This is a genomic window from Acinetobacter chinensis (assembly GCF_002165375.2).
Taxonomy (GTDB): Bacteria; Pseudomonadota; Gammaproteobacteria; order Pseudomonadales; family Moraxellaceae; genus Acinetobacter; species Acinetobacter chinensis.
In genome coordinates this window covers 3,570,992-3,594,344 of record NZ_CP032134.1, presented here as the reverse complement: position 1 = coordinate 3,594,344, position 23,353 = coordinate 3,570,992, and the positions used below count along the sequence as shown (strand labels likewise).

Here is a 23,353-nt window from a genome sequence, read left to right as displayed (position 1 = left end):
AGGTGCTTTTTTACATTTAGAGCTGTTCGGGCTTATGTGCGTTTGGCAACGAAGTTATAGACAAACAGAATAATAATCGCGCCGATAACCGATGCAATAAAACCAGCTGCTGAGTTGTCAGCATACAGCCCCAGTAAACGACCGCCATAGGTCGCAAGCAGAGAACCTGCAATCCCCAGCACAGTCGTAACAATGAATCCTGCTTTATCTTCACCCGGATGAATGGCACGTGCAATTAAGCCCGCAATGAAACCCACCACGATAGCAACAATAAGTGACCACATCTGCACTCTCCTTTCTTATCATGTATTTAGTGATGATATCTGTATTTACATCATTGAATGATTTGCACAGGGATAACAGAGATTAAATGCAAAAACATGTTGCTTTTTTGTACAAAAAAACACAAATTTAAAAAAAAAGCGGCTTTCGCCGCTTTCAGATGGACAATGACTGTATCAAAGTCCAATTTCACCAATAAATGGAATATGACGGTATTTCTGATCGTAGTCGAGCCCATAACCCACGATAAATTTATCTTCCACTTCAAAACCTAAAAAGCGGACATCCAGATCAATTTCACGGCGTGAAGGTTTGCTGACCAGCGTACACAGTTCAATGGAGTTTGGACCACGGGTCTGGAGTATTTCCAGGACTTTGCTCAGGGTATTGCCTGAATCAATAATATCTTCAACCACAAGGACGTCTTTATCACGGATTTCACCATCCAGATCTTTCAGGATACGGACATCACGGCTGGAAACAGTACCACCACCGTAGCTGGAAACTGTCATGAAATCCAGCTCATGAGTTTTGCTGATTGTACGGCATAAATCAGCCATGAAGATGACTGAACCACGTAACAGACCGATCAGCACCAGTTCTTTATCACTGCTGGCATAATGTGCATCAATCTGCTGACCCAGTTCATGAACTTTTGCCTGAATCTCTTCAGCAGAAATCATCACTTTCATATCAATAGTCATGGGAAATACCTAAAACATCAAATGCAGAAATTAAAAAAGGTGTTGACGAGCAACACCTATTAGATGACCTGATTTTAAAACATATCTGTTCGGGATGCATCTTTTTTGGCAGAACATTATGTAATTGTCATATTTTTACTGGCTGTCACGTTTCAGTAACAGCGCACAGATGACAAAAAATGTACCTGCTAAAATCCGTTTTTTCCTGGATTTTTTATGTTTTGAGGGCTTATGTGATGGATTGCTCATAGGCTTTATTTCCATAAATATAAGTCGCCTGAATATTACGGTCATCACCCATGGTAAACAGGGCAAACAGGGCATCTTCAATATTTCTGGCGCGTTGCTGACGCAGTTGCTGAAGGGCAGTCGGTTTCAGATTCAGCACCACAAAATCAGCTTCTTTGCCGGGATTGAAGTTACCCAGCTGATGATCCAGGGACAGCGCTCTGGCACCCCCAAGTGTCGCATGATAGAGCGATTCAAAGGCAGACAGTCGGTCTCCCTGTAACTGTTGTACTTTATAGGCTTCATTGAGTGTCTGTAACTGACAGAATGAGGTGCCTGCCCCGATATCAGTTCCCAGTCCGACTTTGACCTGTCTGTCCCATGTTTGTTTCAGAGGAAATAAACCGCTGCCTAAAAACAGGTTGGAGGTCGGACAGAAAGCTATCGCAGAATCGGTTGTATGCATACAGTCCCATTCGTGTTCTTCAAGATGCACACAATGTGCGAACACCGAACGCTCACCTGTCAGTCCATAGTGATGATAGACATCCAGATAACCCTTCTGTTCAGGAAACAGCTCTTTCACCCAGGCAATTTCATTATGGTTTTCACTTAAATGAGTATGTACATAAACATCTGGGTATTCTGCTTTTAACTGCCCTGCCCGTGTCAGTTGCTCTTCTGTTGAAGTTGGAGCAAAACGCGGGGTAATGGCATAAAGATTCCGCTCTTTGCCATGCCATTTCTCAATCAGTGCTTTAGAATCCTGGTATGCGCTTTCTGCGGTATCTGTCAGTGCATCGGGTGCATGACGGTCCATCATGACTTTACCTGCAATCAGGCGCATCTGATGCTGTTCTGCGGCTTCAAACAGTGCATCGACAGATTCGGGGTGAACGGTGCAGAACACCAGCGCCGTGGTGGTTCCATTTTTCAGCAGTTCCTGTACAAAAAACTGTGCGATCTGGCTGGCATATTCTTTGTCTGAAAACTGCATTTCCGTTGGGAACGTATACGTATTTAACCATTCCAGCAACTGTTCGCCATAAGCCCCGACCATTTCAGCCTGAGGAAAATGAATATGCGTATCAATAAAACCAGGCACGATCAGCTGCTCAGGATAGTATTCAATATGATCTTCATCTGTCAGTTGTGACTGCCCGTCCCGCCATGAGCCGAACCATGTGATTTTTCCATTTTCACTGATGAGCAGACCATCTTCAGTCAGGCGGATCTGATCAGCGATCAGAGATGGATCCGTCACTGTCTGAGCTATATCAAGAAAACGACCACGAACAACTGTTCTTTGTGTATCGGGAGACATAAAAAACCTGCAATTTATACTTTTTTCGGTTGATTGTACCTGATTCGCCAACATGACATCTGCATCGGACTGAATTAAATTGTTAATCGCAAAAACGATGGCAAGGGTGCTTTATCTTTCTGTGAAGAATGAGTAAAGTGTCGGCAAATAACTAAATAAGAGACTCCGAATCTTATGTATTTCTGGAATACCAAAGCCCTTGCACATGAACTGGCGGAAGATACTTTAGAGAAGCAGCATTATAAGAACTATTATTTAATTGCGGCTTTAGTGGTCAGTGCTGTTTATTACTATGGTATGTATTCTCCTTATTATGATGTGCGTATCATTGGTGTTGAAGCCGTACTGACCCTGATCATTATGGTGATTGGAATTGAACGGACATATAAAGCCAATGGCGGTGATAACGGTATCCATTTTCTGAACCGTGTGACTGCGCTTTCATTTCCGATCCTGTTGCAGACGACGGTTGCAGGTATTGTTTTTGGACTGGTCTTACTGGGGGTGTATCAGCTTTTAAACCTTGCTGATACTGCATTTGATCTGTGGTATGAGTGGTGTGTTTCAGCCTTTACTGTTTTTTTACAGTTGCTGTACTTTACCCGTCTGAATAAATACATGAAACGTGTGGCTGAGCATACGATCTGATGTTTTAAAGTATAATGAATCATTGAAAGCCGATATTTTTATGTCGGCTTTTTTAATCTGGGATGATTGATTTCATATAAAACATGTTTTGCTGCATATGGATTTGAAGAAAATTCAGGATGCGTAAATTCTTTGACTTTAGTCATATCTAATTTTTTCATAATTGCTTCAGAAGCAATATTTACTGATGCAGTAAATGAAACGATTTTATCGAAATTTAAGGTATGAAAAGCATAATCCAGTACAGCTTTTGCTCCTTCTGTTGCATAGCCATTTCCCCAGTGTTCTTTGGATAAACGCCAGGCGATTTCAATACAGGGTGAAAAATCAAACTGAGCAGGTTGTTCATGTAAACCTATAAAACCGATAAATCTGTGATTTTCTTTTAATTCAACAGCCCAGATTCCCCAGCCATTATTATCTATTATTTTTTTAACTGTTTTGATGATATGGAGACTTTCTTCTTCTGTCAGCAGCCCTGGAAGATATTTCATGACATCAGGATCAAGGCTCATCTTTATAAAAGGTAGATAATCACTTTTTTCCCATTGTCTGAGTATTAATCGTTCAGTTTTCAGCATAATTTAAAAAAGTTTGTTTTTTATACAGTCATCATAATGCAAATTTTTATCAGTTTAAATCAGAAAACCTATTCCACAAAGTAATGCGCAGCAAAATGTGCATCGTTGCCAATGATGTCATAACGGTCTTCACGAATGGACATGCCTGAACAGCTGTGTCCGACCATCCATAAACCCAGTGTGGGTAACTGTCGGTCAAATAAGGGGGTATCTACCCATTTCTGTACAATGTAGCCGTGTTTATCATAATCATCAAAGTGGAAACTGCCCGATGCTGCTCCCATATCTGTGCCATCTTTGAGTACCCGAATATTCGCTCCTTCCCGTGCCAGGATGGGTTTTTTGACCCATTTGCCCTGTAACTGCATATGATCCAGATAAGCGTGTGATTCGAGCAATAAAGGATGATTGGGAAATTTCTTCCACAGTTCGACCAGAATGGCTTTATTGGACAGCAGCATTTTCCAGCAAGGTTCAATCCAGCGGGTTTCAGGCTTTAAATACTGAGAAAAATTTTCCTCCCAGATCCACTCCCAGGGATAAAGTTTAAACAGATGATCGATCTGTTTTTCATTCAGATCTACAAAATGCTGTCCATCCCATCCGATATTTTCCATGGATAATTCAGAGACTTTGTGTCCTGCCTGGAAGGCAGTATCCATCAGATACTCAAGATTCCCCCAGTCTTCCCTGCCCGCTTCCTGACATGCTGCAAAATGAATCTGTGAACCTGGCGGAATGATGGTTTTCCAACGTTTGATCAGGTCTTCATGAATGCTGTTGAACTGATCACGGTTTGGAATGTTCTTGATCTGTTCAATCCAGTGCCACTGCGCCACCGAGGCTTCAAGCAGACCTGTCGGGGTGTCAGCATTGTATTCAAGCATTTTGAGATTTCTGCCGTCGTAGGCAAAATCAAAACGACCATAGAGCATCGGGGCATGGTTATGCCATGAGTGTTCAATCAGCGCAATGGCTGCCTGCGGAATCTGAAAATAATCAGGATAATTTCCCTGTTGAATCATGTCCCCTGCAACCTGCATACACATCTGATGCAGTTCATTGGAAGCATCTTCCAGCTGTTCAATCTGTTTTAAGCTGAATTCGTAAGCGACCCCTTCTGACCAGTAAACAGAACCATCCTGGGAAGGCAGGCTGTAATAATCAAAACCGATATTTTCATGCTGCTGCTGCCAGTCGGGGCGTGGCTGAAATAATTTTCGTTCCATATTTTTTATTAACCGCCGAATGAAAAACCACTGCGACCAAATCCGCCACGGACAGGAGAAGACTTACTTTGACTGCGTACAACCTGTGACACCAGTGGCTGACCTACGCTTAAATTTGTTGAGGGCTGAATTTTACGTCCCTGAAAATTCACTTTGCGCTGACCTGCGTAATACTGCGGTCCAAAATATCGGGAACCGGTGTAGTAATAACCGCTACTGTGAGATCCACCAGAGGATGACTGCTGTTCTTCTTCACACAGTTCTGGATTCCAGTCGTAGGAACAGTCGTACTGATTATTGTAGACATCCTGATTCAGTGTTCGGTCATTATTACTACAGGCTGTCAGAAGCAGTGGTACAACCACCAGGCAGATTTTTTTTGAACGCATGGAAAGCCTTACATCATTCAGTTTGTTTATCGTTTTGCTTTATAAATGAATCAGAATAAAACGGTTTCTGTGCAGTATGATATTTAGATGCTTGAACAAAGTACAGTGATGATCACAGGAAAAGGCTGCAAAATGGAAAAAGCACAGCAGATCCCCCAAACTGAATATGTCACAGCGCTGTGGAATCTTCTTCAGCAGAATCAGGACTTAATCCGCATACTGAAAATATCAGAGCTGCACAGCTGCAGATTCTGCTGACACAGCATTTTCCAACCTGTCACTGGGATGTGGTCAATCAGGCACTGGTGCATACATGGTACAGAACATCAGAAGGGAAATGCATACAGCCGTATCGCTCTGTATCGGATGCTGTATCGGCATGGCCTGAAACAGCGACTGCTGTCGCAGTGCAGCTGATCTCTGATGATCAGATGCATATCGTTGCTCCACTGGGCTTGCAGGATCTGTTTGAATTGAAGCTGCGATGGAACAGTAAAATGGTCGCGCATCATGTGTTTTTACAGCGGTTGCAGCAGAAACAGTGGTTGAATATATGGAACAGGCTGGAGATCGTGCAATAAAAAAGCCCCTCATTAAGAGAAGCTTTTTCCATCCAGGCTGAATTTAATTACAGCGTATTTTCATTGTATTTTTTACTGTGACGAATTGACAGCACAGCGGTAATCGCCAGGGTAATCACAATAAAGCCCAGTGAAATCCAGATCGGCATATGGAAGACATCAAGCATTAACATTTTAAAGCCGATGAAGACCAGAATGGCACCTAAACCATAAGGTAGATAATGCATTTTTGTCGCTGCACCAGACAGCAGGAAGAACATGGCACGTAAACCCAGAATTGCCATCAGGTTTGCTGTCAGAACAATGAATGGGTCCGTGGTCACGGCGAAAATTGCAGGAATGGAATCGACTGCAAAGATCACATCTGAAGCTTCAACCAGAATCAGTACAAGAAATAACGGAGTCGCCCAGAGGACACCATTCTGGCGGACAAAGAATTTACCACCTTCAAGATTTGGCGTAATCCGCATGTGTTTACGTAACCATTTTAAAATCGCCATATCTTCAATATTGGTATCTTCCTCTTCCTGTCCTTTCAGGAATTTGAAGCCTGTATAGACCAGAAATGCGCCGAAGATATAAAGAATCCAGGAAAACTCCTGAACAAACCAGGCACCAATAAAGATAAAGATGGTCCGTAAAACAATCGCACCGAGTACGCCATAAAGTAATAATTTACGCTGTAACGCAGGTGAAATGGCGAATGCTGAAAAGATCATCATCCACACGAATACGTTATCAATTGCGAGGGATTTTTCGAGTAAATAACCGGCAAAATATTCCATGGTTTTGGTATTTGCGATGGTAACGCCGGCGGTCTGCTGAAGATAGAGCCACAAACCGCTACCAAATAAGGTTGCGACTGTAACCCAGGCAATACTCCAGTAGGCTGCGGTTCTGACTTTGACTTCCTGTCCTTCTTTTTGTTTAAAACCAAGAAAGTCGATTAAAAGCATGACGGCAACTATGGCAAAAAAAGCCAGATAGAGCCATGGATTACCAATGGATTCCATAAATTTCTCCATATCTGGCAATCAGGCATAAAAAAACCTTGACCTGTTGCCAGATGATTAAACATCTGTATCAACATGATCAAGGTCTTGCCTACATCATCGTTTATGGATGATGCTCAGATACCGGCTTTATGATGGACAGCCACAATAAAGCGTAATGACGATATTCTGAATGGGAGGCTACTCCCCTTGTTCAACAGTATTCTGCTTTAGATTATAGTCTAAAATATGTGTGTAGCATCGCATATTCTGCGAAAGAGTGCAAATGGTCAGGTATGTTGCTGTATACGGACAGCAATGCGGATTTGAAATGTCTGTTATGCAGGCATAAAATCCAAAAAATTAGTGTTGTGAATACTGTTTTTTATCATTTTAATTATTTAAACGGATTTTTCAGTTTCTCACGGAACATGGAAACCAGTAAAAACGTTGCAACAACCAATAAAAATACGATAGATAAAAGATAGATGTCCATTTTCATTATTTCCCCAAAAATAACTTAAGCCAATTAAACAAAAGAACATGGTATTTTTGTATACCTGGAATCAGGTATTTTTAGACATAAAATATTTTAAAATATAATTACTTCGCATTAACTGATGATTTCTGTTAAATAACAATCAAGCCTGAATTATATTTAATTGTTTAATTTTTAATAATAACTTTTTAAATGTCAGTGTTTTTTATACCTGAATTCAAGCTGAATCAACTCAGCTGTTCATATTCTGTTATTGATCGAGTATTTCGGGATATTGAAGAATCTATATGTTTTTTTGTAAATAAGTTTAAATTTTATACAAATCTGTTGATTATTTTATCCTGGGTGATTGCTATACTGGTGAAACAGCAAAGTTCAGGAATACAGGTTCAATCATGAAAATTCAGCATTCAGATAATTCAAAAAAAGGTGAGTTTTACCTGGAAAGTGAGACTGGTCAGCGGCTGGCTGAAATGGCTTATACATGGGCAGGTGAAACCATGCTGATCATTGACCATACCACTGTTGAAGATGAACTGCGTGGGCAAGGTGCGGGGCGTAAATTACTGGATCAGGTGGTTGCTATGGCACGTCAGAAAAATATTAAAATTATTCCATTATGTCCTTTTGCAAAGTCTGTCTTTGATAAAGATCCTTCAATTCGGGATGTTTTGAAATCTTAAGCTGGCTTTGTTACAGTGGATTGTGTCGTAGCCAGCAATCAGAAGATGAGAAACAGTTATGCAGTTCCAGCATGTAGATAATCAACACAAAGGCGAATTTTATCTGGATAATGAACAAGGCAAACGTATTGCTGAGATCAGTTATGTGTGGAGTGATGCACAAAAAATTATTGCCGATCATACCTGGGTGGATGATTCTTTACGTGGTCAGGGCGTAGCACGTCAATTACTGGATACTTTGGTTGATTTCGCCCGTGAAAAGAATTTAAAAATTGTACCGACCTGTTCTTATGTCGATGTGATGTTCCGCCGTGAGCAAAGCTTTGCGGATGTTGCTGCATAACATTCTGTCAGTTTACATTTCTTGAATATTTTTCAGTTTAAACAGCCCTTAAAATCAGGGCTGTTTTTATATTGAATGAATCTTTATGGAATGGGTCTGAGATTAAAATTCAAACAGAAAGTTTAATTAAAAAAATGAATTTTAGAATATTAAAAAACGTCAGATAAAATAATATTAATAAAGGAATAAATATGTTGATCAGGCTTTGCTATGCAAGTACACGCGTAGAACGAGAGACTAATTTACTGGAAGATTTAAGTGATATTTTATCTACAGCCCGACAGTTTAATCAGGAGCATCAGATATATGGTGTGCTGTACTATGCTGAAGGAACTTTTTTTCAGTGCCTGGAGGGGCATAAAACTGTTTTAGAAGCTTTGTATGAACGTATCTTAAATGATCCAAGACATGAAAACGTACAGCGTTTCTCAGATCAGTCCCTTGAACAGCCCTGTTTTTCAAAATGGTCGATGAAATATGTAAATGATTTTACAAAAATTTCCCGTTTTTTTGCAAAATTAGGTTTAGATAAATTCCAGCCTGATCAACTGGATGAGCAACAGGTTCAGGATTTTGTCAGTTTGTTATTGAAAATAAAAAATTAAGTAACTGATGTTACACATTACAAAACAGGTTAAAGCAGTTTGTTGGTTTTAGGTGGTGTCATACATCAAAAGTTCTAATTTAGGGATTAGCCACTTCGTCTTGCGCTTTGTTAAAGCAGTGCGTCAAAGTATACTTTGACTTGCTCAGGCTCGACCTGCTTTTTTTGGGAAAAATGAGCAGTGAAACTGCGCAAGGAAACCATTTTACGAAGCTTTACTTCTCACCGCTGAACTCGTCCCATTCCGTCAAACTGCTGGAAACTTTGCAGAAATATTAAATTGCAGATATTGCGCCATGACTGGCTCATGCCTCAAACAATTGCAGATGACATTTTTGCGTACCCACTTTTTTCGAGACTTTAAATATGATTTTGATGTTGCTGTATAACATCAGTAAATTAATCAATAATTTATATATTTTTACATTGTGATGGACGCATAATTAAAATCAAATGGGGGAATATTGTCATGATGAAAAAGTTTATTTTATGTGGCGGACTCTTGTTCCTGACACAAAATATTTTAGCCGCTGATTGCGCCAAAATAGAAAAAATAGCTGAGAAAAAAGAAGCGCATCTGGTTCCACGCTGGGGCATGGTCGTTGTAAGTCCACAACGGGTCTACTTTCATTCTGCACCGAATGAAGCCTGTAAAATAAAAGATTTATTTATTGTCAAAAATGATCATGTCACTGCATATACGGTCTATCACGATGGCAAACAGGATTGGGTTTCGGTGATGTATTTCAGTCAACGTTTGGGTGATACCGTTCAGGGTTGGGCGAAATTTAAAGCATTTAAAAAGTCAGGGACGATGTCATCTGTGCAATGATTGATCGACAATAAAAAACCCGCTTTCGCGGGTTGATCTGGATCCAGAACTTATCTGGCTCTTAACGCAGTAAGCAATTTTTGATGTAAGCCACCAAAACCACCATTTGACATGATCACCACAGCATCGCCCTCGCCTGCTTCTGCAACCACAGTTTGAATAATGTCATCCAAAGTACGTGCAACCACCGCTTTATTCGGTGCAGCATCAATCACAGGTTGCAGATCCCAGTCCAAACCTTCCGGCTGATACCAGATCACTTCATTAGCTAAACGTGCTGAATGAGCCAGACCATCTTTGTGTGAACCCATACGCATGGTATTTGAACGTGGCTCAATGATTGCCCACAGTTTACGCTCACCTAAACGCTTACGTGCGCCCTCAAGTGTGGTATCAATCGCGGTTGGGTGATGTGCAAAGTCATCATAAACTTCGATACCATTGACAGTATCCAGAAGTTCCATACGGCGTTTTACACCGCCAAAATTCGACAAAGCTTCACATGCCGTTTCAATCGACACACCGACATGTTCAGCAGCTGCAATGGTTGCCAGAGCATTGGCAACGCTGTGTTGCCCTGTCATTGTCCATTTAACGACGCCTTTCACAACGCCGTGTTGAAGCACTTTGAAATGTGAACCATCGGCAGAGAGTTGTTCTGCGGATAAAGATGCTTTTTCATGCGCTTCCAGCCCTGTACGAACCACAGGTGTCCAACAGCCCATTTCCAGTACTTCATCAATATTGGTTTCAGTGATCGGTGCGATGATACGACCTTCACTTGGAATGGTGCGGACGAGATGATGGAATTGTTTCTGGATCGCTGCTAAGTCATCGAAAATATCAGCGTGGTCAAATTCTAAATTATTTAAAATTGCTGTTTTAGGATGGTAATGTACGAACTTGGAACGTTTATCAAAGAACGCTGAATCGTACTCGTCTGCTTCTACACAGAAGTATTTACCGCCACCTAGACGTGCGCTTTCACTGAAACCTAAAGGTACACCACCGATCAAGAAGCCTGGATTTAAACCTGCTTGATCCAATACCCACGCCAGCATGGTCGTGGTTGTGGTTTTACCATGAGTACCTGCAACGCCTAAAACGTGCTTGCCTTGTAAGACATGATCGGCAAGGAACTGTGGTCCTGAAATATACGGTAAGCCTTCATTCAGCATATATTCCACAGCATCAATACCACGTTTCATGGCATTACCCACTATCACGAGGTCTGGATGTGGTTGTAAATGGCTACGGTCATAGCCTTGCATTAAGGTAATGCCTGCATTTTCCAATTGAGTCGACATAGGTGGATACACGTTTGCATCTGAACCTGTCACCTTATGCCCTAAATCACGCGCCAGTAACGCCAAAGAACCCATAAAGGTGCCACAGATACCCAAGATATGCAGATGCATTCGTTCTAACTCCACTGCTTTTTTGACACATCACTTTGTTGTTGTGGTGTTGTCGTGATTCATTTGATTTGAAAGCAACGATAGCAAGGGTTTAAGTGAAAAGATAGTTTTTCTTGTACAGCTCAAATACAAACTGAAAAGATTGAAAGAGGCTATTTTAGCTGCATGGATGAAATGGTATAAAAATAAAGACTGTCTTCTGCTCCATGGTTTAAACATTTAACAACTTTATTGAGTGGAAACGTAAAAGTCTCTCCATCAGTCAGTATTGCTGTAAGTTCAATGGATGGCGGTATAATATGATTTTCCCCGTTGAATTTATCATGATTTATTTTCCTGACTGTTGAAACTCCAGTATAAGATAACGTCAAATAAATGAAGCAATCACATTGAGTTTCAGGGCTGCTATGGCTTTATCTCTTCCGCTTTTACTCCTCATTATCTCCAACTGTTTTATGACATTGGCATGGTACGGTCATTTAAAATTTTTACCGCATGATGCGCCTTTGTGGAAAGCCATTTTACTGAGCTGGGTCATTGCTCTGCTCGAATACAGTTTTATGATTCCCGCGACCCGTTTACTGGCGACACATGGCTGGTCAATGGGACAGATGAAAATTACCCAGGAAGTGGTGACTTTACTGGTTTTTGTCCCGTTTATGATTTTACTGTTCAAACAACCGTTTAAACTGGATTATGTGTGGGCAGGTTTATGTCTGATGGGCTGTGTCTATTTTGTATTTAGAAGTCAGTAAGCTGTATTGGGCAGAATTTATGAAAAAATAGCGAAAATATGGTTCTGCCCTGTCTGTAAAATTTTCTTGAGCTGAAAAATCAGTCTATAATAGCGAGCTTCTTGATATTCATTTAAACACTGATCATCAGTCTTTAAACTTCCTTACATTCGTTTATGGAATATATGCAATGAATGCGGCCGCTGTACAAGACGCTCCTTTAGTTGGAATTATTATGGGTTCTCAATCTGATTGGGCGACTCTCGAAAACACTGCCAATATGCTGAAACAGCTTGGTGTCCCTTTTGAAGCCGAAGTTGTTTCTGCGCATCGTACGCCAGACCGCTTATTTGAATATGCTGAAACTGCACGTGAACGTGGTATTCAGGTGATTATTGCAGGTGCAGGTGGTGCGGCGCATTTACCGGGCATGTGTGCGGCAAAAACTGATCTTCCTGTACTCGGTGTTCCAGTTAAATCTTCTATTTTGAACGGCGTGGATTCATTGCTTTCAATCGTGCAAATGCCTGCAGGTATTGCGGTTGGGACACTGGCGATTGGCCCTGCGGGTGCGACCAATGCGGCAATTATGGCAGCGCAGATTTTAGGTCTGACACGTCCAGAAATTGCAAAAAATGTTGCTGAATTCCGTGCTGCGCAAACTGATAAAGTTGCAAGCAAAAATATTCCGGGTCAAATTTAAGATTGACTGATTCTGAATTGAGTCAGTTTCATATTCAGTCAGTCAAGCCAAGCGAAAAACAGGACACAGATTATGGATAAAACCATCGGGATTTTTGGTGGTGGTCAATTGGGTCGAATGATGGCGCAAGCTGCATTACCCCTTAATATTCAATGCACCTTTTTTGAAGCCAGCCAGGATTGTCCATCTGCTGCATTAGGTCAGGTATTTTCAACCAAAGCGGAAAATAGCTTGCAGGATTTTATTGCCAGTGCAGATGTATTCAGCCTTGAGTTTGAAAATACGCCGTTGATCGATGTCGATGTTTTGACCAAACAAAAAGATTTGCATCCGCCACGTCAGGCTTTGGCGATTGCACAGCATCGTTTATCTGAAAAAGCACTGTTTGATGAGCTTGCGATCCCTGTTGCACCGTATAAAGCGGTGACTTCACTTGATGAATTAAAATCAGCCGTTGAACAGCTCGGCTTACCGATTGTCCTGAAAACCTCACGTGGTGGTTATGATGGCAAAGGTCAGTTTGTATTGCGTACAGCTGATCAAATTGATCAAGCGTGGGCTGAACTTGGCCCTGCAGGTGAATTGATTGCAGAAAGTTTTGTGACTTTCTCACGTGAAGTATCAATCATTGCAGTACGTGGTGCTGATGGTGATGTGAAAACCTGGCCTTTGGCTGAAAATCATCATCACAATGGTATCTTGTCGCACTCGATTGTACCTGCGCCAAACAGCACAGATTTACAGCCTGTGGCACAGGATTACATCACTCGTTTGTTGAATCACTTAAACTATGTGGGCGTACTCACACTTGAGTTATTCGTAACGGAAAAAGGCTTATATGCCAATGAGATGGCACCACGTGTGCATAACTCAGGGCATTGGTCGATTGAAGGTGCGATCTGTTCACAGTTTGAAAATCACATCCGTGCAGTTGCAGGTTTACCCCTCGGTTCAACTGAAGTGGTTCGCCCAACGGTGATGGTGAATATCATTGGTCAGTATCCGAAATCTGAAGATGTTCTTGCGTTAAAAGGCGCTCACATGCACCTTTACAACAAAACTGAACGTGAAGGTCGTAAGATTGGTCATATTACTTTAATGCCAAATGATTCTGCGGAATTGACGACTTTATGCCGTCAATTGGCGAAGATTCTACCGAATCCATTGGCGTTAAGCGAAGATATGAGCATCTAAGTGTAATATTGCATGCAAAGAAAGCGGTCAGCCTATTGACCGCTTTTTTATGCTTGTGATTTATGTATGATGGCGTCCCTTATTTTATCCGTAATGATCCGTGATAATTGGCGATATTTACACAGATTAAATTGCATATAAAAACAACAATTGATATAAAAATTCAGAGAAAACCCGGAAATAGGGTGAATAATTTAAATTCAAATATGAATTTAAAACTATTTTCAGGATTTAAATTTAAAAACTCCACTGTTAAGAGTAGTGAAATTATCCACACCTTGTTCGGGAAAGTTGGTTTTTGGCTTATGAATTTAAAACTTTAAATTTATAAAAATACTTTCTTTGAATTTAAACCAATAGCTGTGGATAAGATTTTACGCATAGGCTGTGAATAAAAAATTCATTATAAAAATAGATACTTAATATTGTTTTGATCGCTTTGGATTTAAACGGGGATTTCTAGTGAGAGGTTGTCTGGTTTGAATTTAAAGTTCTGCTAGAGGATTTGAATTTAAAAAGTTAGATCCGTTTTTTGTGGATAACTGGTTTTAAATTTAAACGCAGTCTTAAGGGTGTAATGAATTCAAAATATACAAATGAATTTAAACTTTACGTTTTGCTTCTGTCATTTTGAAGTCAGAGTGTTATGGTATCCGTATAATTTAAATTCATAACCCGATTGTGGATAACTATGTCTCGTTTGTCTTTGTTGTGTGGTTCTCTTTTTGTTCTTATATCTCAGACTCATGCTGAGCTGGTGATTAATGGTCAGCCTGCAGTTTTAACGCCTTCAATGGCATCTTCCACGGGTTTCGCACCTCAGAATAGCTTCCAGGGTTGTCTTGCAAGGTTACGCTCACAGGCAATTTCTTCAGGTGTGAGTGGTTCAACCTACGATCGTTATACGCAAAATTTGACACCTGATTATTCAGTGATCAGCAAACTTGACTATCAGCCTGAATTTTATACACCGATCTGGGATTATCTCTCAGGTCTGGTTGATGATGAACGTGTAGAAAAAGGGCGTCAGATGTTAGCGCAACATCGTGATGTGCTCAATCGTGTCGCAGCTGTTTATGGTGTACCTGCTGAAACTGTAGTCGCAGTGTGGGGTGTGGAAAGTAATTTTGGTGATATTTCAGGTAAATATCCATTGCTTCAGGCATTGGGTACATTAAGTTGTGAAGGGCGTCGTCAAAATTATTTCCGTGGAGAATTTTTTGCCACTATGCGTATTTTACAGCGTGGTGATTTACGTGAAGAACAGCTGAAAGGTTCATGGGCAGGGGCGTTTGGTCATACTCAGTTTATGCCGTCGACTTATGAAGAGTTAGCGGTGGATTTTGATGGTGATGGTCGCCGTGATCTGGTTTCGAGTACTTCCGATGCTTTAGCTTCAACAGCCAACTTCCTAAAAAAACGCGGTTGGCAGACAGGTATGCCTTGGGGTTTTGAAGTCAAAATTCCTGATAGTGCTTCAGTCAGTGGCGAAAGTCGTCGTAATAAAAAATCTTTAAGTTCATGGGTAAATCGTGGTTTTACCCGTGTGGATGGCACACCGGTCATTCAGGGTAATTTATCTGAAAGTTCACAGGCAGGTCTGATGATGCCAGCAGGGGCAAATGGTCCTGCATTTTTAGTCTTTAAAAATTTTGATGCAATTTATGCCTATAACGCTGCTGAAAGTTATGCTTTAGCGATTGCACATTTATCTGATCGTTTACAGGGTAAAGGTGCTTTTCAGACGGCTTGGCCAACAGAAGATGCAGGAACATCCCGTGCCGAGCGTCGTGAAATTCAAAATTATTTATTGAAAAAAGGTTATGCGATTGGTGATGCAGATGGTTTGATTGGAGATAAAACCCGTCAGGCGATTCAGCAGGAACAGAATAAACTGGGACTGAATCCAACAGGTCGGGCAGGGCAGCAGATTTTAAAGGCATTCAGAAATGAAAATGCCAAACTGATGATGCAGTAATCCATCTCGTTCGTTTAAACACTCTGTCATTCACTCTATGACAACATCAGCTTTTCTTTTACACAAAAAAATCCTCATAAATTTATGAGGATTTTTTATCACCGGAGTCCAGTGTGGAACCCGTATTGATATGGGTGCTGAGGCGTGATCAGTCCAGTTTTATTGCTTCTAAAATATCAAAAATAACAGAGGTGACATCCTGGCTCAGATCACGGTTGTTGAAAATCTCGTAAGCTGTAATGGTTACGTCAGTGTCGCTGGGTAACAGGCGCTGTTCTTCTTCAATCAGGTGTTCAATCGGCAATAAAGTCTGTTTGATTGACAGATGCAGAATATCTTTAAACTCAATATTATCTTCTTCAAGTTCAATGATCTGTTCATTAAAGTAAGGCAATAAAACAGCATGGAGATAAGGTTGGATATCAGTAATATCAAAAATTTCAATATCACGGGTCTGTTCTATCGTACTGATATGATCATTAATTTCCAGAATAATATGATAGAAACTCACAGCCTTCTCCTTTCAAAGTTCAGTATTTACAATAGCATGAAAATCCTGCATCGTGATGAACAAATACTTTTAAATCCATAAATAAAATATGGAATAATATTATGATGCTTATCTGCGGTTTAAAAGATCAATATCCGCTGATTTAAGTCTGAAATTTTTCAGATCCTGTTGTTCCAGCATCGGGTACATCAGGGCTTGAGGGTCTGCATGGTGTTCTATCCCGAGTGCATGTCCGAGTTCATGAGCCAGTGTCAGTCGAAGATCATCTTCGGTATCGAACTGATAAATCTGAATCTGATCTCCCATGAAAACACCTTTATGAAACTCGCGTGGCGGGAAGCGTCGTAAGGCCTGCATGGCATCTTCTCTTAGTTGATCCGCATTTTTATTGTGCAGATGGACCTGAGAATTTAAGCCCTGACTTTTACGGTTAAAATAATCAATATCCTGTTGCAGCTGGTTTTTCTGTTCTTCCAGGCGCCATCTTTTCTGGATCAGCTGCTGCTGGCTTTCAGTGGAGGCATTATGTTGCTCTCTTAGAGCATTCTGTTCTTTCTGCAGTTGTTCAAATTCATAATCAAGCTGATATCTGCGCTGTTTGATACTGTTCTGCAGATGATCCAGATTCTGCTGTGCACTGCTGATATTTTCAGAATCACGTTCAGTATGCTGCAATTGTTCAGTCAGTTTTTTTTCAGTCTGCTTCATTGCATTGAAGTTTTCCTGGCGGTCATCATAAATGAGCCTGATACTCAGCTGAGCGTCGGGATCATAAACAAAATACTCACGTCCTGTACCCTGGTGCCAGATTTGAATGGCTTCTTCACTTAACTGAATGACCTGTTGCTGAGTCAGCCCAAAACGTGAGTCCACTTCTGCAATTTTAAATCGTAAGCGTGAGTCAAAAGGGTGGGTCAGGCGATCACTGACCGAATTGAAATTCAGCTGAGGGTGTTTGGCACGCTGAATGGTCAGGTAACAGATGGGCAGTATAAATATTATTATTAACAGGTAGCGCATGAGTATGAATTAAAAAGACTTTTTATTATGAATAATTTAACTGATTTATTGGTGGCAGAACAGTGCTGTATTCAAAATATAGAAGGTTGCTTTTTAAGCATCCATAAGGTGTTTTCAGAATATCAACGGAACAGAAAAATTTTCTGTTTTAAGATGATTCATACGTCATAAAATAAAAAGAGCATGAATTTCTATCTGATTTCAGGATCGTTAATGTTGTTGGCAGGGCTTGCTTGCTGGGGTTTTGTGTTCAAGTGTCTGTACATCATGTTCCGTACCCGTATTGTGGTCGATTTACCGCTCAATGAGCAGTTTAAAACATTCAGATTGACTGAAAAGAGTGGCTTTGCCGTGTGGGAAGAAGGGCCGATGTTAAAAAAATCGGCAATGGTGTTCAGTACACCTCAGATTATAAATACCGATCACCAACAGCCTGTAAAACTTTCCCGTAGTTATGGCAATGCCACCAAAACCAGTTTTACCCGTGCATCGCGACTGGTTTATTTTTGTGAGCTGGATGCAGGAAATTATGTGCTTGAAGTTCGAGAGGGTTCATCATTAGGCAAACTTGATCAGACAATGACCAATATGATTGAGCGTGTGGTGACCGTTCCCAAAGCACCAGTTTCTGAATATCGTATTCAATTACGCAAAAGTCTGAGCAAACGCCAGCGATTATTGATGATCCCTGCGGTTTTTATCGGACTGTTTTTATTTAATACAGGGTTGTTTACAGTCATTGCTCATACCACTGGCAAGCAACTTGGTGGAGCTTTGGGCATATAAAATAAGTTATGAATGCGCAATATTGAACAATAACTGTAGATCCATAAACAGTAAAATAAAGGCAAGCACACTGAGCAGGCGATTCATCCATTTCGACTTTTCTAAGTATATGGCATTGATATAGCTATCTTTAAATTCACGTGGATGGAACATGATATAACTGATCTTCTGTTTAAATGTCGCAGTGACCGATTGCTGACAGATCTGCTGCTCAGTCAGGATCACCTGACGGATAATCAAGGCATTGATGCACCATAATATCAATAAAACCAGAAAGATAACGACTGCGCTCCACGTGAAACGTACAACATCACTTTGTTCAAAGAATGCCATTTCTGTATAGGCATGATTCATCAGCGCGATGCTGAGGATCAGCATGAGGCGATAAAAAGTCTGTTGGATAAATTGTAAATGGAGCGGCTTGCGATGATCCTGCGCAACCGTTTTATCTAAAATTCGACGTACAAAGATCGCAAAGCCATGACAGGTCAGCTCGAAAAAACAAACAGTACAATTGTCAGCAGAATGATTTTAATCATGGCTTATTTCTGGAACAGTGGTTGATAGAGTGACGGTGTCACTAAAATCATCAGCAGAATTCCTGAGCAGACAAAGGCAAGATCATTGAAAATCGCCGCATAACTGCTCATATAAATCCAGTGCATATAAGGCATGAAGTAAATCAGAAACGTAGGAAAAAAGGTGTAGATATAGGCTTTACGCGCCCATTCTTTTTTTCTGAAAAGTCCAATGGTGATTGCCATCAGGGCGATGAACAGGAGAATAACAATTACGGCTTCCCAGTTCTGTGGGTCTCTGTACAGGGTTTTATCAAGGAGTTCGAGCTCAGGTGCAGAGCTGAACATATCAATGATGGCAGCTATCAATGGAAATAAAAATGGGGCAATGATCAGGCTGTAATACACAGTTGGGGAAACGGCAGAGGAATTTTTCATAGTTTTTGACTCTTTTTCTCCATTATAGAGTCTGAATTAATATTTTTGTTTAAGTTTTGATAGTGTTGAAATTATAAATTTATTAGAATCATCGATTAATTTTATATGTGTTATTTAATCAAAATAAACATCTGAAATTTAATAATAATATTGGGGGTATTGAAAATGTGGATGATTGCTATTTTAGCTTTTGGAACGATTGTCGCAGGTCCTATAGGGTTTATTATAGGTCTGATCATTATTGGCTTTATGGTGTATTCAAAAGAGCAGTCGCTTAACCAAAATAATGAACCATCCGAGCCTCACGAGCCATTTCACAAGCAAGAACAGCATTCAAATCCATCTACTATACGTTTATTGACCCCTTGCATCGAGATGGTATGCCATTTTGCCTTAAAATATGAACACCAATGGACGACTGAAAAAGTAAAATATGTAAAGTCTGTTTTTCAAGAGTGTTGTGATAATGCTGAAGATGAAACGTATTTGCGTGAAGTATTAAAAACAAAGCATCGTTCTTCTTTGGAAACGTGTATTCATCAGTGGTTAGAATTAAATCCTAATCAGGAAAGCAAGGAAGTAATGTTTACGGTCGTTTGCCGTTTATTGGTGAATACATGTCAGGATATTGAAAAGATTCGTTATGATGGTTTTGGTTTTGGTACTACTTTAGGATTAAGTTATCAATATTGTCACTCAGAACTGGAAGCAATGTTGGAGGATGCCTTTCAGTATGAATCACAACATAATTCAACGGGTAAATCGGAATTAGAAACAGCAGCAGAAATATTAGGTGTAGGTATTCAAGCCACTGAACAAGAGATTAATAAGGCGTATAGAATAAAAATGAAAGACTACCATCCAGACCGTAATGTAAACGTTACACCTGCGGTACAACGTATGTTGGAAGAACAAACACAGCTGTTAAATAATGCGCGAGATTTTATGTTGAAATACATAAATTAAAATCAAAAAAACCGCTCAATTTCTTGAGCGGTTTTTCTTAGACATTCAATAACGAATTATTTTTTGTCATCTTTCACTTCAGTGAACTCAGCATCTACAACGCCATCGTCCGCTTTTTGCTGTTGTTGACCAGCATCACCACCGAACTGGCTAGGATCGAAACCTTCAGCTCCGCCTTGACCTTGAGCAGCTTCATACGCACGTTGAGTGATCGGCATGATGATGTTCTGTAAAGCTTCAGTTTTTGCTTTGATCGCATCAACATCATTTTCTTTCGCAGTCACTTCAAGCTCAGATACCGCTGTATCAATTGCAGTTTTCTCATCAGCCGTCACCTGGTCGCCCAGATCTTTCACTGCTTTTTGAGCAGAAGAAACGAGTGCATCAGCTTCGTTACGTGCTTTTGCCAGCTCTTCGAACTTACGGTCTTCTTCAGCATTCGCTTCAGCATCTTTGATCATTGCTTCGATTTCAGCATCAGACAAACCTGAGTTTGCTTTAATCTGGATAGATTGCTCTTTACCAGTGCTCTTATCTTTCGCAGATACTTTTAAGATACCATCAGCGTTGATGTCGAAAGATACTTCAATCTGTGGCACACCACGTGGAGCAGGTGGGATGTCACCTAACTGGAAGTTACCCAGTAATTTGTTTTGCTGCGCCATTTTACGTTCACCCTGGAACACAGAAATGTCTACAGCAGGCTGGTTGTCAGCAGCAGTCGAGAACACTTGAGATTTCTTCGCAGGAATCGTGGTGTTTTTCTCGATGATCGCAGTTAACACGCCACCCATAGTTTCGATACCAAGTGTAAGCGGTGTAACGTCAAGTAAAAGTACGTCAGTTTTGTCACCTGAAAGTACCGCACCTTGAATCGCAGCACCAATTGCAACTGCTTCATCAGGGTTTACATCTTTACGAGGTTCTTTACCGAAGAACTCCTGAACTTTCTGTTGAACCATTGGCATACGTGACTGACCACCTACCAGGATTACGTCAGAGATGTCGCTTGTTGAAAGACCGGCATCTTTAAGCGCAATTTTACAAGGCTCAATCGTACGGGCAACCAGGTCAGCAACCAGACCTTCAAGTTTTGCACGAGTTACATTGATCACTAAGTGTTTAGGACCAGTTGCATCAGCCGTGATATACGGCAGGTTAATTTCAGTTGAATTAGATGAAGAAAGCTCAATTTTCGCTTTTTCAGCTGCTTCTTTTAAACGTTGAAGTGCAAGTGGATCCTGTTTCAGGTTGAAGTTCTGTTCTTTTTTGAACTCTTCAACTAAATAGTCGATCAATGCATTATCAAAGTCTTCACCACCAAGGAATGTATCACCGTTGGTAGACAGTACTTCGATCTGCTGGTCGCCATCTAAGTCAGCAATTTCAATGATTGATACGTCAAAAGTACCACCACCAAGGTCATATACAGCAACTTTACGGTCGCCTTCTTTTTTGTCCATACCGAACGCAAGTGCAGCAGCCGTTGGTTCGTTGATGATACGTTTAACTTCTAAACCAGCAATTTTACCTGCATCTTTAGTTGCCTGACGCTGAGCATCGTTGAAGTATGCAGGAACAGTAATGACTGCTTCTGTTACTGTTTCACCCAGATAGTCTTCAGCTGTCTTTTTCATCTTTTTCAGAATTTCAGCTGAAACCTGTTGTGGAGCAAGTTTCTTGTCGTTTACTTCAACCCATGCATCGCCATTGTCCGCTTTCACGATTTTGAATGGTGCAATACCGATGTCTTTCTGTACTGCCTGATCCTGGTACTTACGACCGATCAGACGTTTGATTGCATACAGAGTATTTTTAGGGTTGGTTACTGCCTGACGTTTCGCAGACTGACCAACCAGGATTTCACCATCTTTGTACGCAACAATCGATGGAGTTGTACGAGCGCCTTCAGCGTTTTCGATTACTTTAACTTTATCGCCTTCAAGTACTGCAACACATGAGTTTGTTGTACCTAAGTCAATACCGATAATTTTAGCCATTAACATATTCCTCTAAATTCTTTTGAATACTTTTGCTTTCCCGATATCAGCAGGGGAACGCAAAAGACATTTTCTTGTAATCCGATATGAGAGCCGTTCTGAATTTTTCAAGTAAAATTGATGAAAATTTTTTACGGACTCCCTGATATATAAGGCTTATGCGCCAACCATAACCATTGCTGGACGCAGTAAGCGACCATTCAGGGCATAACCTTTCTGCAGTACAGTGCCAATCTCATTGGCTTTGGCATTTGGGTCAATACCGACTGCCTGATGCAGATCTGCATTGAAACCATGTGCGGTATCCACCACAACAACACCAAATTTTTCCAAAGTGGTCAGCAGAGATTTCAGTGTCAGTTCCACACCTTCGGATAATCCGGATTTTTCTTCGCCTGCCGCTGCAATTGCCCGTTCCAGGTTATCTACGGATTCCAGCAGTTCTTTGGCAAATTTTTCAAGCACAGTGTCTTTATGCTTTTCAGATTCACGCTGGATACGTTCCACGCTTTTCTGAGCTTCATACACTGCATTTGCCGTACGTGCTTTCTCAAGTTTCAGGCTTTCTTCAAACTGTCTGATCTGTGCCTGTAAATCTTCAACTGAAACTTCAGCCTGCTCGGTTTCAGCTTGAGTCTGCTGTTCTGCCTGCTCTTGCTCTAAATCTTGAGCGTCTTGATTTTGCTCAGTTGCCATTGATTTACTCCGTTTAAATGGGTTCTTAAACATGTACAGTCCCTTAAGGCGTCAGTGTTAACTGGGTTAATCTGAACTGCCATGCGTTATTGAATTCATGATTACTGTAAGAGGTCGGGGCAAGCCTTAAAAATTCAAGATGCCTGTGGGACAAAATTTAATGAAAATGGAAGAAATACTGAAGCTGTGAATGATTGCGCTAAAATTGCGGTACCTGATCTGTTGAGCCCCACTTCAGTCTGAGAGACTGAATTTTTTACTGGATGGTACAGAAAGTCGGGGTGTAACTGCCTTGCAGGTATAAAAAATAATCAAAATAAATCAAACATGTATAATAATTATACTTAAAAGCAATAAATTGATTGTTTTATCGTCTTTTACAGCGGTTACGGATTTATCTAAACTCATATTCAGATTCTATATCGCTGTAGTTTCTTTTTTGTCTTTCTGAATTGTGTTTTCAACGCCCATC

26 protein-coding genes are annotated in these 23,353 nt (G+C 40.7%); 12 read left to right on the top strand and 14 right to left on the bottom strand.

Annotation, left to right across the window (positions count from 1 at the left end; all coding sequences use genetic code 11):
* Positions 1–32: 32 nt before the first annotated feature.
* The 3 genes from CDG60_RS18075 to guaD all read right to left on the bottom strand — a co-directional run bounded on the left by CDG60_RS18075 (position 33) and on the right by guaD (position 2,538).
* Positions 33–284, bottom strand: coding sequence for a GlsB/YeaQ/YmgE family stress response membrane protein (locus CDG60_RS18075; RefSeq protein WP_087513920.1), 252 nt, complete (start codon positions 282–284; stop codon positions 33–35).
* Positions 285–458: 174 nt separating this feature from the next.
* Positions 459–986, bottom strand: coding sequence for a hypoxanthine phosphoribosyltransferase (hpt, locus tag CDG60_RS18070; protein WP_087513919.1), 528 nt, complete (start codon positions 984–986; stop codon positions 459–461).
* Positions 987–1,215: 229 nt separating this feature from the next.
* A complete protein-coding gene (gene guaD / locus CDG60_RS18065; protein ID WP_087513918.1) occupies positions 1,216–2,538 on the bottom strand; it encodes a guanine deaminase in 1,323 nt (440 codons plus the stop codon).
* A gap of 174 nt (positions 2,539–2,712) precedes the next feature.
* Between guaD and CDG60_RS18060 the strand changes: the two genes are divergently transcribed.
* Positions 2,713–3,186, top strand: a complete 474-nt coding sequence (locus tag CDG60_RS18060; protein WP_087513917.1) for a hypothetical protein — start codon at positions 2,713–2,715, stop codon at positions 3,184–3,186.
* Between the two features lie 38 nt (positions 3,187–3,224).
* On the opposite strand, the gene CDG60_RS18055 is transcribed toward CDG60_RS18060, so the two are convergent.
* The 3 genes from CDG60_RS18055 to CDG60_RS18045 all read right to left on the bottom strand — a co-directional run bounded on the left by CDG60_RS18055 (position 3,225) and on the right by CDG60_RS18045 (position 5,385).
* Positions 3,225–3,767, bottom strand: coding sequence for a GNAT family N-acetyltransferase (locus CDG60_RS18055; RefSeq protein WP_087513916.1), 543 nt, complete (start codon positions 3,765–3,767; stop codon positions 3,225–3,227).
* Between the two features lie 68 nt (positions 3,768–3,835).
* The gene (locus CDG60_RS18050) at positions 3,836–4,996 is read right to left on the bottom strand and encodes a glutathionylspermidine synthase family protein (RefSeq protein ID WP_087513915.1); all 1,161 of its coding nucleotides are present in this window, start codon (positions 4,994–4,996) and stop codon (positions 3,836–3,838) included.
* An 8-nt stretch (positions 4,997–5,004) separates the two neighbouring features.
* Complete coding sequence (locus CDG60_RS18045; protein ID WP_087513914.1) at positions 5,005–5,385, bottom strand: hypothetical protein; 381 nt, start codon at positions 5,383–5,385, stop codon at positions 5,005–5,007.
* Between the two features lie 179 nt (positions 5,386–5,564).
* On the opposite strand from CDG60_RS18045, the gene CDG60_RS18040 reads away from it, so the two are divergent.
* Positions 5,565–5,966 (top strand): nucleotidyltransferase family protein, encoded by a 402-nt coding sequence (locus CDG60_RS18040; protein ID WP_227542905.1) that lies wholly within the window; start codon positions 5,565–5,567, stop codon positions 5,964–5,966.
* A 47-nt stretch (positions 5,967–6,013) separates the two neighbouring features.
* On the opposite strand, the gene CDG60_RS18035 is transcribed toward CDG60_RS18040, so the two are convergent.
* Positions 6,014–6,979 (bottom strand): TerC family protein, encoded by a 966-nt coding sequence (locus tag CDG60_RS18035; protein WP_087513912.1) that lies wholly within the window; start codon positions 6,977–6,979, stop codon positions 6,014–6,016.
* Between the two features lie 873 nt (positions 6,980–7,852).
* Between CDG60_RS18035 and CDG60_RS18025 the strand changes: the two genes are divergently transcribed.
* The 4 genes from CDG60_RS18025 (at position 7,853) to CDG60_RS18010 (ending at position 9,919) form a co-directional block, all read left to right on the top strand.
* A complete protein-coding gene (locus CDG60_RS18025; protein WP_087513911.1) occupies positions 7,853–8,140 on the top strand; it encodes a GNAT family N-acetyltransferase in 288 nt (95 codons plus the stop codon).
* Between the two features lie 58 nt (positions 8,141–8,198).
* A complete protein-coding gene (locus tag CDG60_RS18020; RefSeq protein WP_087513910.1) occupies positions 8,199–8,483 on the top strand; it encodes a GNAT family N-acetyltransferase in 285 nt (94 codons plus the stop codon).
* A gap of 191 nt (positions 8,484–8,674) precedes the next feature.
* Complete coding sequence (locus CDG60_RS18015; protein ID WP_087513909.1) at positions 8,675–9,088, top strand: BLUF domain-containing protein; 414 nt, start codon at positions 8,675–8,677, stop codon at positions 9,086–9,088.
* A 468-nt stretch (positions 9,089–9,556) separates the two neighbouring features.
* Complete coding sequence (locus CDG60_RS18010; protein ID WP_227542904.1) at positions 9,557–9,919, top strand: hypothetical protein; 363 nt, start codon at positions 9,557–9,559, stop codon at positions 9,917–9,919.
* A gap of 50 nt (positions 9,920–9,969) precedes the next feature.
* Here CDG60_RS18010 and mpl read toward each other — a convergent pair whose 3' ends face one another.
* Positions 9,970–11,337, bottom strand: a complete 1,368-nt coding sequence (gene mpl, locus CDG60_RS18005) for a UDP-N-acetylmuramate:L-alanyl-gamma-D-glutamyl-meso-diaminopimelate ligase (protein ID WP_087513908.1) — start codon at positions 11,335–11,337, stop codon at positions 9,970–9,972.
* Positions 11,338–11,744: 407 nt separating this feature from the next.
* Between mpl and CDG60_RS18000 the strand changes: the two genes are divergently transcribed.
* The 4 genes from CDG60_RS18000 (at position 11,745) to CDG60_RS17985 (ending at position 15,946) form a co-directional block, all read left to right on the top strand.
* Positions 11,745–12,092 (top strand): DMT family protein, encoded by a 348-nt coding sequence (locus CDG60_RS18000; RefSeq protein ID WP_087513907.1) that lies wholly within the window; start codon positions 11,745–11,747, stop codon positions 12,090–12,092.
* A gap of 169 nt (positions 12,093–12,261) precedes the next feature.
* Positions 12,262–12,774 (top strand): 5-(carboxyamino)imidazole ribonucleotide mutase, encoded by a 513-nt coding sequence (purE, locus tag CDG60_RS17995; RefSeq protein WP_068974186.1) that lies wholly within the window; start codon positions 12,262–12,264, stop codon positions 12,772–12,774.
* A 72-nt stretch (positions 12,775–12,846) separates the two neighbouring features.
* The gene (locus tag CDG60_RS17990; protein WP_087513906.1) at positions 12,847–13,968 is read left to right on the top strand and encodes a 5-(carboxyamino)imidazole ribonucleotide synthase; all 1,122 of its coding nucleotides are present in this window, start codon (positions 12,847–12,849) and stop codon (positions 13,966–13,968) included.
* A 691-nt stretch (positions 13,969–14,659) separates the two neighbouring features.
* Complete coding sequence (locus tag CDG60_RS17985; RefSeq protein WP_087513905.1) at positions 14,660–15,946, top strand: lytic murein transglycosylase; 1,287 nt, start codon at positions 14,660–14,662, stop codon at positions 15,944–15,946.
* 148 nt (positions 15,947–16,094) lie between these two features.
* Here the strand turns inward: CDG60_RS17985 and CDG60_RS17980 are convergent, their stop codons facing one another.
* Both CDG60_RS17980 and CDG60_RS17975 read right to left on the bottom strand, forming a co-directional pair.
* Positions 16,095–16,457, bottom strand: coding sequence for a hypothetical protein (locus CDG60_RS17980; protein ID WP_087513904.1), 363 nt, complete (start codon positions 16,455–16,457; stop codon positions 16,095–16,097).
* Between the two features lie 108 nt (positions 16,458–16,565).
* Positions 16,566–17,477: a matrixin family metalloprotease gene (locus tag CDG60_RS17975; protein ID WP_087513903.1), complete on the bottom strand. Its 912-nt coding sequence runs from the start codon at positions 17,475–17,477 to the stop codon at positions 16,566–16,568.
* Positions 17,478–17,660: 183 nt separating this feature from the next.
* On the opposite strand from CDG60_RS17975, the gene CDG60_RS17970 reads away from it, so the two are divergent.
* On the top strand, positions 17,661–18,263 hold the full coding sequence (locus CDG60_RS17970; RefSeq protein WP_227542903.1) for a hypothetical protein: 603 nt from the start codon (positions 17,661–17,663) through the stop codon (positions 18,261–18,263).
* Positions 18,264–18,269: 6 nt separating this feature from the next.
* Here the strand turns inward: CDG60_RS17970 and CDG60_RS17965 are convergent, their stop codons facing one another.
* Together CDG60_RS17965 and CDG60_RS17960 are read right to left on the bottom strand one after the other, a co-directional pair.
* Positions 18,270–18,641 (bottom strand): hypothetical protein, encoded by a 372-nt coding sequence (locus tag CDG60_RS17965; protein WP_227542902.1) that lies wholly within the window; start codon positions 18,639–18,641, stop codon positions 18,270–18,272.
* Positions 18,642–18,805: 164 nt separating this feature from the next.
* Positions 18,806–19,219: a hypothetical protein gene (locus CDG60_RS17960; RefSeq protein WP_087513901.1), complete on the bottom strand. Its 414-nt coding sequence runs from the start codon at positions 19,217–19,219 to the stop codon at positions 18,806–18,808.
* 165 nt (positions 19,220–19,384) lie between these two features.
* Here CDG60_RS17960 and CDG60_RS17955 point away from each other — a divergent pair, with 165 nt between their 5' ends.
* A complete protein-coding gene (locus CDG60_RS17955) occupies positions 19,385–20,185 on the top strand; it encodes a J domain-containing protein (protein ID WP_087513900.1) in 801 nt (266 codons plus the stop codon).
* A gap of 56 nt (positions 20,186–20,241) precedes the next feature.
* Here the strand turns inward: CDG60_RS17955 and dnaK are convergent, their stop codons facing one another.
* Both dnaK and grpE read right to left on the bottom strand, forming a co-directional pair.
* The gene (gene dnaK / locus CDG60_RS17950) at positions 20,242–22,185 is read right to left on the bottom strand and encodes a molecular chaperone DnaK (protein WP_087513899.1); all 1,944 of its coding nucleotides are present in this window, start codon (positions 22,183–22,185) and stop codon (positions 20,242–20,244) included.
* 156 nt (positions 22,186–22,341) lie between these two features.
* Positions 22,342–22,881 (bottom strand): nucleotide exchange factor GrpE, encoded by a 540-nt coding sequence (gene grpE / locus CDG60_RS17945; RefSeq protein ID WP_087513898.1) that lies wholly within the window; start codon positions 22,879–22,881, stop codon positions 22,342–22,344.
* Positions 22,882–23,353 lie beyond the last annotated feature (472 nt).